The organism is Halalkalibacterium ligniniphilum (genome assembly GCF_000334155.1).
GTDB classification, from domain to species: Bacteria; Bacillota; Bacilli; order Bacillales; family Bacillaceae_D; genus Halalkalibacterium; species Halalkalibacterium ligniniphilum.
This window is the reverse complement of record NZ_ANNK01000071.1, coordinates 1-10252: the sequence shown is the minus strand read 5'-3', so window position 1 is coordinate 10252 and position 10252 is coordinate 1. Positions and strand designations below refer to the sequence as shown.

At 39.3% G+C, this 10252-nt stretch carries 8 protein-coding genes, 1 tRNA gene and 1 pseudogene; 4 read left to right on the top strand and 6 right to left on the bottom strand.

Translation table 11 applies throughout. The features are described 5' to 3' along the window. The 3 genes from BLT_RS24215 to BLT_RS21570 form a co-directional block, all read right to left on the bottom strand. Positions 1 to 1106 (bottom strand): adhesive domain-containing protein (locus tag BLT_RS24215; protein WP_017727062.1); only part of this gene is annotated, 1106 nt, incomplete at its 3' end. A 23-nt stretch (positions 1107 to 1129) separates the two neighbouring features. Further along, positions 1130 to 1420 carry a helix-turn-helix domain-containing protein gene (locus BLT_RS24925; protein WP_017727061.1) on the bottom strand — a complete coding sequence of 97 codons (291 nt, stop codon included), beginning with the start codon at positions 1418 to 1420 and terminating at the stop codon, positions 1130 to 1132. Then, positions 1372 to 1665: a helix-turn-helix transcriptional regulator gene (locus BLT_RS21570; RefSeq protein WP_017727060.1), complete on the bottom strand. Its 294-nt coding sequence runs from the start codon at positions 1663 to 1665 to the stop codon at positions 1372 to 1374. The genes BLT_RS24925 and BLT_RS21570 overlap by 49 nt, the downstream gene beginning before the upstream one ends. 185 nt (positions 1666 to 1850) lie before the next feature. Here BLT_RS21570 and BLT_RS22985 point away from each other — a divergent pair, with 185 nt between their 5' ends. Continuing rightward, positions 1851 to 2183, top strand: coding sequence for a helix-turn-helix domain-containing protein (locus tag BLT_RS22985; RefSeq protein ID WP_017727059.1), 333 nt, complete (start codon positions 1851 to 1853; stop codon positions 2181 to 2183). Positions 2184 to 2957: 774 nt separating this feature from the next. Then, positions 2958 to 3958, top strand: a pseudogene (locus BLT_RS21560) (IS4 family transposase); the annotation flags it as partial. A 633-nt stretch (positions 3959 to 4591) separates the two neighbouring features. Here the strand turns inward: BLT_RS21560 and BLT_RS0106935 are convergent. The 3 genes from BLT_RS0106935 to BLT_RS0106925 form a co-directional block, all read right to left on the bottom strand. Further along, positions 4592 to 4664, bottom strand: a tRNA-Val gene (locus tag BLT_RS0106935). 92 nt (positions 4665 to 4756) lie between these two features. Continuing rightward, positions 4757 to 6562: an ATP-binding protein gene (locus BLT_RS22635; RefSeq protein ID WP_017727058.1), complete on the bottom strand. Its 1806-nt coding sequence runs from the start codon at positions 6560 to 6562 to the stop codon at positions 4757 to 4759. 17 nt (positions 6563 to 6579) lie between these two features. After that, entirely contained in the window at positions 6580 to 7770 is a 1191-nt protein-coding gene (locus BLT_RS0106925; protein ID WP_017727057.1) for a beta-ketoacyl synthase N-terminal-like domain-containing protein, read from the bottom strand. A gap of 276 nt (positions 7771 to 8046) precedes the next feature. Between BLT_RS0106925 and BLT_RS0106920 the strand changes: the two genes are divergently transcribed. Continuing rightward, positions 8047 to 8409, top strand: a complete 363-nt coding sequence (locus BLT_RS0106920) for an ArsR/SmtB family transcription factor (RefSeq protein WP_017727056.1) — start codon at positions 8047 to 8049, stop codon at positions 8407 to 8409. Continuing rightward, a partial coding sequence (locus BLT_RS0106915; RefSeq protein ID WP_017727055.1) for a heavy metal translocating P-type ATPase occupies positions 8402 to 10252 on the top strand: 1851 nt, incomplete at its 3' end. The genes BLT_RS0106920 and BLT_RS0106915, both read left to right, overlap by 8 nt.

The window sequence follows — 10252 nt, the reverse complement described above, 5'->3', positions numbered from 1 at the left end:
TCCGCGTCCGCATCCGCATCCGCATCCGCGTCCGCATCCGCATCGGCGTCCGCATCAGCGTCCGCATCGGCGTCCCCCTCTGATTCAAAGTATATTGTGGTTTGTGCTCCATCTAATCTAATACTGCTTAAAATACTAGCGTTAATAGCAGGTTCATTAATTGCTGCAGCACTCACCGTAGCCTCCGGTACTAATGGATCAGTTATTTCTGTCGTAAGCCGATAATCAGAATTTCCTAATAAATTAGCATCCAGAGCCTCTGTTAAGATGTCGCTTGATCCATCTGCAATCGAATCCGTAATGTCAAATAACTGATTAGCTACATCTTTTAATTGATCTATAAGTGGATTAACTACAGGACCTAAAATACCATCATATTCTAAATCGTTAATTGCATCCTTCAATGGTTCAAAGAAGCCAGCATATGTAGCACGTACATATTCACCTAAACCTTCCGTGAAGTCTACGGTAACCGTCTTTCCATCCTCTGAAACAACGCCAGTAGTCTCTACCTCGTATGATCCTAAATCTTGAAGACTACGAATTGATTCAAACGCTGTATTTAGTGGAGCAAGATCGAGAGGCAATCCATCAACCGCTGCTAAAACTGCTATAGCATCCCCTAATGTATTAACAATTGGTTCTACCCCTGGAACATCCCCAGGTGTAATGGCAGTCAATTGCGCATTTATAGTTACTGTAGGTTCGCCAATAACCGTTCCTTGAAGCTCTTCAGGTAGAGTAAACACAACTACTTTAGGATCCGCTAGACTGACATTTGCTAATCCCTCTCCCGTAAAGCTTAAATCAAGTTCGTAATTACCGCTTTCATTTTTATAATGCATATCGCCTGTATTAGAAAACAATGATGTATTCTGAAGAATGTTTAAATCTGCTAGATTTATCTCTTGGGCAGAGACACTATAAACAGAAATATTTGGATTAGTTAGAAGGTTCCCTAGAGTTGAATGAGCATTAGAATTATTATCAATTGACAATGGACTTAATGCAATTGCTGAGGCAGCGGCAATAGATGTGGTGATTTTTAGTTTCCTTTTTTGATTCACTCTTAATTTTTTTTTATAATCAAATTTTTTAGAGTTCAACTTAGATCAACCTCCATGCTCTCTTATTTTTGAAGCAGTCTAGTATCCTTTTCACCTGATTTATAATAATATTTTTCAAGCCAGACCAGAAAACTCGTCTTTGGTATTTTAATGCTCCCCCTTTCAGAAGAACGTATTGCGGGAAACTCAGGGAGTTTGGCCATTTTGTACAGCGTTTTCTTGGACACCTTGATTAAATCCGCTGCTTCTTGGACCGTTAAAATTGTTGTTTCATGTGCGCTGTAGTGTTCTCGAATTGCAAGGTCTACTTCTTGCCGGATGATTTTACGAAGTTCGGATTTGTCTCTGAACAATTTTGACCTCCTTTCATACAAAATTTACTTTCGTTTGAGATTTTTTGAACTTTATAGCTAAATAAAAAGGATACAGACTTTTCTAATATCTCAGATGCTTCAATCGCTTTGTTTAAAGTAGGATAGGCATATCCGCTTTCCCAATTAGCAATTGTCTGTTTTCCTTTATATCCAAGCATTTTAGCAAGCTCTTCCTGGGTCAATCCCTTTTCCTGTCGTGCCATAACTAGGTTTTCATTTTTCACAGAAGTACCACCCCCCTTTTTGTCCAAGAATCTTGTATTCGTCCTTATTTTATGTACAAAAAACTTGGATGTCAATATAAAAAGTGTTTTTTTTTTTGAATTCTTGTTTAATTTTTTTTTTTTTAGAGTACAATAGGTACAATATTTTTGAACATTTTCCGTTCTATTAAAAGGGAGGTGGATAAATGCTCAGTATGAGATTAAAACAAGCACGGAAAAGGAAAAATCTCACTCAACAAGATTTAGCTGAAAGGGTATTAACAAAAAAAACCACTATATCGAATTATGAAACTGGGTACAGCACACCTTCTAATACAATGCTTGTGGATCTTGCCAATGCTTTAGGCGTAACCACCGATTACCTTTTAGGTCGTGTAGATTCTCCAACGGAATATAAGTGTGAAAAGGATGATATAAACGATGGGAACAGGCGAGAATTATTACATGAGGTGGAGAAACTAAACGAGGCAGACGTAAAATTATTAAAGCTACTTGTTCAAAGAATGTTGAAGGAGTAATACCAAGATGCACCATTTGAAGGAGCAATAATGAAAAGCAACCATTTGGTCACTGGTTAGTTATTCATCATTAACGAAATATCGGGAATGTAACATAAGAACAGCTCGTTCTTTCAAATTGACGGAAACATATGATATGTCACTAGCGTAGCATTAATCGAATTCCATCACTAAAATACTATTAATTTTCACATTTCAATCATAAAAAAACCATCCTGCAAGGACGGCTGACGTTATATTCTCTGTTTTAATTTTTGATAAAAGTTCACTCGGGAAACTACGGCCACAATTTCAACAATAATTCGCCCCTCAATAACCTTATAAGCGATCCGGTATTCAGATTTTTTGGATGGGAAGATCTATTTTTAAAAATCTCGTCTGGCCTGATTGGTACAGACTGTTTGGTACTGTGATATTAAGCGAAACACTTTTCCTTTGATTGTTTTGGCATTTTCAATAACTTCAAGAGCCGTTTTTATATCCAATAAATAGTGTTGAGAATCTATCCTCATCAAATTTAACCTTTTCTCATTGATTAGCTGTATCACACGATTGAAAGTTTCATGCCATTTAGCTAAAGAAACCTTTCTATTCCAATTCCGTAAGTGGAACATATTTGCATTGACTTTTGCTCACTAGTGTTGCATTAAACAAATCCGAACATTAAAAAGACTCAAAATTTTCGATAATCTTATTTATAGCAAAGAAAAAGTCCTTTATAATGGATAGGTCAGGTGGTAATCCCGTCCAAATCCAATAAAAAGGACCAAACTCATGGATAAGATTACACGAAAAACATCATTTGGACAATGGTTTTCACCAATAAATGTTCAATTATTTGAAGAACAGGTGAAAATACTGAAATTAGATTTTTATACAAAGAAATTTACGACAGAATCATTCTTGAAATTATTACTTTTTGCCCAGCTGGAAGAGGTAGAAAGCCTCCATGCACTGAGCGATTGTCTCTTTGATGATCAACTGCAAAAAGAGATTAATCTTGATTCCATCAGTATATCTCAGCTTTCACGTCGATTAAATGGAATGGAATGGATCCTGATTTATTTCAACAGCTTTTCCTTGATTTAGTCTCACAAATTCATGCAAAAACACATGATACGAAGCTTATTATGCCATTAAAAATCATTGATACAAGCACATTGCCACTTAATTTCACACATCATAAACGGGCAAAGTTCAGGAAAACAAAAGCTGGTGTCAAGTTACATTTGCGATGAGTTTTTATGGAAAAAGGACATTCATATCCTGAAAAAGCCTTGATTACAACGGCAAATGAACATGATCGTAATCAGCTTGAAGTCATGGTTGATGACAAAGAATGCATGTATGTGTTTGACCGTGGTTATCTCGACTATGAGCGCTTTGATCGCATGACAGACGATGGCTGCTTTTTCCTATCTAGACTAAGGAAAAACGCTGTGACACGGGTAGTTGACGATTTCAAACTACCAGATGACTCATCTGTTTTATCCGATCAAATGGTGTTGATTGGAACGACTCAAAACCGTACTGAGAACTACTTTCGACTAGTAAAAGTGATGGATTCCAAAGGAAATATACTTGATCTAATCACCAATCGATTTGATTTAAGTGCCGAAGAAATCTCAGAGATGTATAAGTCACACTGGGCGATCGAATTGTTTTTCAAATGGATCAAACAGCATCTCAGCATCAAAAAGTTCTACGGTCAAAGCGAATGGGCAATGCTCCTTCATATAATAAATAATCCTCATTTCACATTCTTATTATATTTTACAGTAGATAAGCATTCCTATTGTAACTTCTTATTAAACAAACCTGCCCGTTCTCACACGTTCATGCATTTATTTTGGCTATATATTTTTTACGAAAACGTCTGATAAAAGGTTTCAATCACAACAGTTCTTGTTGAAGTATCCTGCTCGTCCGTAGAATAAAAAAATGCTGCAATCGCAATCCTTTGTTAAATTTAAGCTACCCCATAGTACAAGATAGAGTCTTCTCACAACTTTTTCTATTTAATAGTCAATAAGCTATTAAGAATATTAGTCCGATCATTAGCCAAACTACTAAGATTTTGCTTCCTTTTTTCTTTTCTTGTTAGAGGCATATCAAATTCACTAGTTATTAAGACGACAAATATCAATAGCCACATAAAGTATACGCACATCTTTTATCGAATCATCAAGATGAGGTCGCGGAAACTTTCGAAAAAGTCATGAAAGATAATCAATGAAGCATCTGTTAGCAAATGTCAAAACAAAAATCCTGTAATCCTTATTTACTAAGGGTTACAGGATTCTTTTTCAGGTATGACCCATACTATTCGTCACCTAACAGGGTCACATTAGAAAAGAAAAAGTCCTCCGTAAATTCGAAAGGCTTACTACAAAAGGGTTATAGCGGTATGACCCGTACTGGGTTCGAACCAGTGACCTCCACCCTGTCAAGGTGGCGCTCTCCCAGCTGAGCTAACGGATCGTGTGGTTTATTCTCTTAACGACATTTTTAAATTTACAACATTATCTATTTAAAGTCAATAGAAAATTTTATTTTCCTCAAGAGGATGGCTGCTAGGCTTCAGCCTCTTGAGGATCAACGAACTCTGCTTCAGACTTTGGATTGATGGGGAGATAGATGGAGAAGGTTGTCCCTTTGTTTTCTTCACTTTCCACTTCGATTCGCCCAGAATGTTCTTTGACGATTCGTTTGCTAACGACAAGTCCAAGCCCTGTCCCTTTTTCCTTTGTTGTGTAAAAGGGTTCGAAGAGTGTGGCAAGTCGTTCTTTTTTTATGCCGACTCCATTATCACGAACTTGAATAAGGACCTCAGACTGATTTGATTGTGTAAGATGAATGGATACCTTTCCTCCCTCTTCCATTGAATCGATCGCATTTTTTATCAAATTAATGAACACTTGCTTTAATTGATTTTCGTCACACCAAATTTCAGGTAAATCGGTCTTAACAACATACTCAATTTCCACATTTTTCATGTTTGCTTCAGCATAGCTTAGCCTCACGATGCTTACGATGATATCTTTTATCGAACGCTTTTCAAATTTGTGAAGCTGAGGTTTCGCTAACATCATGAACTCATCAACGATCTCATTAATGCGTTTCAGTTCGGAATCAATAATTTCATAATACTTTTGCTGATCTTTTTTTGTCTCATACATAAATTTGTGAAAGCCCATAATCGACGTAAGTGGATTGCGAATTTCATGGGCGATGCTTGCAGCGAGTTGACCGACCACTCTTAATTTCTCTGCTTCTAGCTCTAATTCCTCTTTTTTTATTCGATCCGTAATGTCAAAAGCGACACAGAGCAAAAACGGTGTTCCATCAGCTTCCTTTAACGGGATTTTGCTCATTTGCACTTGCACAACGTTCCCTGACTTCGTATAAAACGTATCCTCGTTAAAAATTTTTTGATTGTTCCTTATTGCTTCGATATCTTCTTTTACACGTCGAGTTGCTTCTTTTTGATTCGTGTCAATAAAGCGATCATCTTTCCCTACAATTTCTTCTGAGCGAAAATTATATAGCTGGCAGAGCCCTTGATTGACGAACGTAAAGCGTCCGTCTCTATCTTTAATGTAGACAAAACCAGGATTCATATTGACGACTTTTTTGAAAAAGTCTTTTTGGTATGTTAATGAATCGTTCATCTCTTCGATAATCTTTTTATCTGTTTTTAAAAACGCAAACAATATCGTCATTGCTTGAAAAATAATCGCCATCATGCTTAAGTACAAGCCAACGACTTGAAAAATATTTAAAACCCCTAAAACAAAAGCAACAAAAAACGAAAATAAGACGATCTGTAAAAAATGCCTCACATGTCGGTTTTGAATAAAAAACGTTATTCGATAGCTAATCATATTCATTATAAACAAGAGCACAAGATTGGCGATGAATAATCCATACCAATCTCCTGCAATGGGATAGTAATAATGATGTTCATAAGGTATTTCAATCAAAGTTAAGCCAACAATATCTTTTCCGAGCCAGGTTGAGACGTATAATAAGAGACCCCATCCAAATACAAAAACTACGGTATGTGCATTGATTACTTTACGCCATTTTTGTGACTTTTTAAGGTCAATTTCTGGATGATTCAACATTACATAGGCAAAATATAAAAGCGCAGGTGTGAGCATGATTGGACCAATTCGCATTAATTTGTAATAGAACTCGATCGTATTTGCTGTGAATCGTTCCGTTGCATAAAGGAAGCCAACGCTCACTTGCCAGATACTACCAGCTAAAATGAATAGACAAATGGCTTTCGTTAACTTGCTCCGATTATCCATTAGAAGAATATAGCAAAGGAGAAGGGGAATCATAGCGATGACAAGCATCAATATAAAAGACATTACGGTTTACCTCTATTCTATGTCGATGAAAGTAGGAAACAATTATTACTTCCTCCGTAGCCATGATTTGTTACAGCCACCCTATCTATTTTACAATATCTTGTTGCTGTGACAATTGGTAGTTTTTCAAAACCGTTCAAATCTGTTCGAATGGTTGCTGGAATGTAGCTATGCTCAATGCTTAACAAGGCAGAAATCGCTTGGATAGCTCCCACTGCAGCAAAAGGATGACCAATTGCTCCTTTTATCGATGTTATAGGAACCTGATGACTAAAAAGCGTTTCGTGAAGCTTTTTCTCAATTCGGTCATTTTCTGCAAGTCCTAATGCCTGAGAATGCACATAGGATGGTTCCCTATCCGCTACTAACCCTCTCATCGCTTCGATCAAACCATTCCCTTCAGGGTCCGAAGAAAAAATCGAGACGGCATCATGAGTGGGTCTAGAGGTTTCAATGTAGCCAAATTGATGTGCACCTCTGCGCATGGCCGTTTCCTCCCGTTCTACGATTAAAATGGCACTCCCTTCAGACATAACAAAGCCATTCGATGTTTCTGAAAAGGGAACACCTACCTCTTCCAGCTTATTAGACATGGAGATGCCTCGTATTTTTACAAAACCATAAACACTTGATTGTACGACGGGGGCATCAGCTCCGCCGACAATGCACCGATCTACTTGTCCAGTTTCTAGTAGAAGCTTTGCTAAAAAGATGGCATCTGCACTACCAGTACACGAGGTTGTAAGCGTATAGACTGGTCCAGTCACATTAAAATGTGCAGCAATGGCGCTCCCTACACTGCTCGTATTTGCAACTCCCACGGTTGTAATAGGATACGTTCTGAAGGGTTCATAATGAGCTCGCAAAGTTAATTGATCGATTTCACGTAATGAACCGACCGACGTTGCAACAATTACAGCTGTACGATTGTTCCCTCCCGTCCGTGGTAGCTCCGCTCGTTGCCATGCTTCGTCAGCAGCAGCGATAGCCAGTCGGCACACTCGTGGATAGCGTCGATAATTTGTCCCTGCAATGGTTTCATATTCCCCATTAACAAGACCAAAAAGTAAATCCTCCCCATTTGGACCTTGATTCGCAAGAACTTGCAATGCATGTTGTTCATTTTTAAGCATGGTATCAAATCCTTCTACATCCGATGCACCTGGTGAAATTATCCCAAAACCTGATACGACCACACGTACTCTCATCCTAAATCCTCCTTATTTACTATTTAAAAGCAGGAGAATCTTATCATAATTTATCGAAAAATTCTATCTAATCCGTTATTTTTTCAATTCATTCATGTGATTTTATTGAAATAAATGATGATTAAATTGTTCTCGTATTTATCATTTTCGAGAGTATACTTTTCTATTTTTCTTCTATTTATATCTCATTCAAACGAATATTTGATTATACTGAAGTTTTCTTTTATACTATATTCAAATATATATTTGATTGTTTTCTAAAGGAAGTGGTATCGAATGTCAGAGCGTTGTGACGTGTATCAATTCGATAGAGAAAAGGTGGAAAGAGTAACTACCCTTATGCAGCAAGAGGATCTTAGTTCTGTAGCTGCATTGTTTAAAGCACTTGCGGATGAAACGAGAATGAAAATTGCGTATGCTTTGTGTCAGGAAGACGAGCTTTGCGTTTGTGATGTGGCAAACATTATTCAATCATCTACGGCCACAGCCTCACATCATCTCCGTCATTTGCGTACGATGGGATTAGCGAAAAGCAGAAAAGAAGGAAAACTCGTTTTTTATTCATTGGACGATGAGCATGTACGCTCCTTAGTGACCATAGCCCTTGCTCACCGTAAGGAGGTGACCGAACGTGTCTGAGCAAAGACAGGTCTATCAGATTCACGGTTTAACTTGTGCAAGCTGTGCTGCTCAGTTTGAACGAAATGTTAAAAAGATTCCGTCTGTCCAAGATGCTGAGGTGAACTATCAGGCTGGGAAAATTACCGTCCGTGGCCATATTTCTATGGAAGAGCTTAAGCGTGCAGGTGCTTTTGAAGATTTGTCTTTTTCACTGGCAGGAGAATCCATCGCCCCCGCGCCTCTTTGGAAAACAAAGTCAATGATCCGCACTTCCCTCTCAGGTCTTCTTTTGCTTATCGGCTTTGCTCTTTTCCTTCAGCACGGAGAAGGCTACACTTCAGCGACGTTCTTGTTTGCCCTTTCGATGGTTGTTGGTGGCTATCCATTATTTTGGCAAGGATTAAAGAACCTTACTCAGCTTCATTTTGATATGAAGACATTGATGACAATTGCTGTTCTCGGTGCTGTGGCAATTGGTGAATGGGGTGAAGGGGCGACGGTTGTCTTCCTGTTTGCGATTAGTGAAGCGTTAGAAACGTATGCAATGACACGGGCAAGACGATCGATTCAATCGCTCATTCATGCTGCCCCTAAAGTGGCAAGGGTCTGGCGTGATGGTACGATTCAAGAAATTGCTGTTGAAGATATTGTCATCGGTGACAGAATTGTTGTTCGTCCAGGTGAAAAGCTTGCCATGGATGGTGTCGTTCATAAAGGGATCGCGGCAGTAAACGAAGCGATGATTACCGGAGAATCCATGCCTGTAACGAAAAAAGAAGGCGATCATGTATTTGCAGGTTCGTTAAATGAGGACGGTCTCCTGGAAATTACCGTCACAAAAGCATATGAGGACTCAACACTCGCAAAAATGATTCACCTTGTCGAGGAAGCTCAATCTGAAAAAGCCCCTTCTCAGGCGTTTATTGATCGTTTTGCTGCCCTGTACACCCCACTTATTATTTTGATCGCCTTAGCTGTTGCGACCGTTCCACCGTTATTGTTTCAAGGAGAATGGAGTGTTTGGGTGTATCAAGGGCTCGCTGTTCTTGTCGTTGGCTGTCCTTGTGCTCTCGTCATTTCAACACCAGTGTCGATTGTAACGGCAATTGGAAGCGCGGCAAGAAAAGGGGTTTTGATAAAAGGTGGTGCCCATCTTGAAGCGGCGGCGCGACTTGATACAGTCGCCTTTGATAAAACAGGGACATTAACAAAAGGAGAACCGACAGTAACTGATGTCACCTCCTTTGGTGCTGAGCCAGAAGTTTCTCTCCTTTCCTATGCAGCTTCGCTTGAACAAGGCTCCCAGCATCCGCTCGCAAAAGCGATTGTCCGCTTTGGACACGAGCAAAAAGCACCTTTCCTTGAGGTTGCTCACTTTCATTCGGAGACTGGACGTGGCGTATCTGGTGAAATCAATGAAACGACATACTATATTGGCAGTCCTTCCTTTATCGAGCAGTACCTTTCTCTTACTCAAGAGATCGTAAAAGCCATCGACAAAAAACGAAATGAAGGAAAGACGGTTGTGCTGCTCGCAAATGATGCTGCGATTCTCGGCATGCTCTCTCTAGCAGATCAAGTGCGTGAAAGCAGCTCTACGTTCATGCAGCACCTACATGATCTTGGAATTCGGCAAACCCTACTACTCACAGGGGATCATCAGAAATCAGCCGATCTTCTAGGCGCTCAGCTTGGCATCATGACTGCAAAAGGTGATCTGCTCCCGTCTGATAAGCTCGCTCAAATTAAGAAACTCGTAAGTGAAGGAAGAGAGGTGGCAATGGTTGGTGATGGTGTGAACGACGCACCAGCCCTTGCTGCCGCCAATGTTGGAATCGCCATGGGCGGTGCCGGAACAGAT

Bases quoted from the DNA above. Each gene is read 5' to 3' on its own strand.
- BLT_RS22985 (WP_017727059.1), top strand. From the start codon at position 1,851: ATGCTCAGTATGAGATTAAAACAAGCACGGAAAAGGAAAAATCTCACT.
- BLT_RS22635 (WP_017727058.1), bottom strand. From the start codon at position 6,562: ATGTCTTTTATATTGATGCTTGTCATCGCTATGATTCCCCTTCTCCTT.
- BLT_RS0106925 (WP_017727057.1), bottom strand. From the start codon at position 7,770: ATGAGAGTACGTGTGGTCGTATCAGGTTTTGGGATAATTTCACCAGGT.
- BLT_RS0106920 (WP_017727056.1), top strand. From the start codon at position 8,047: ATGTCAGAGCGTTGTGACGTGTATCAATTCGATAGAGAAAAGGTGGAA.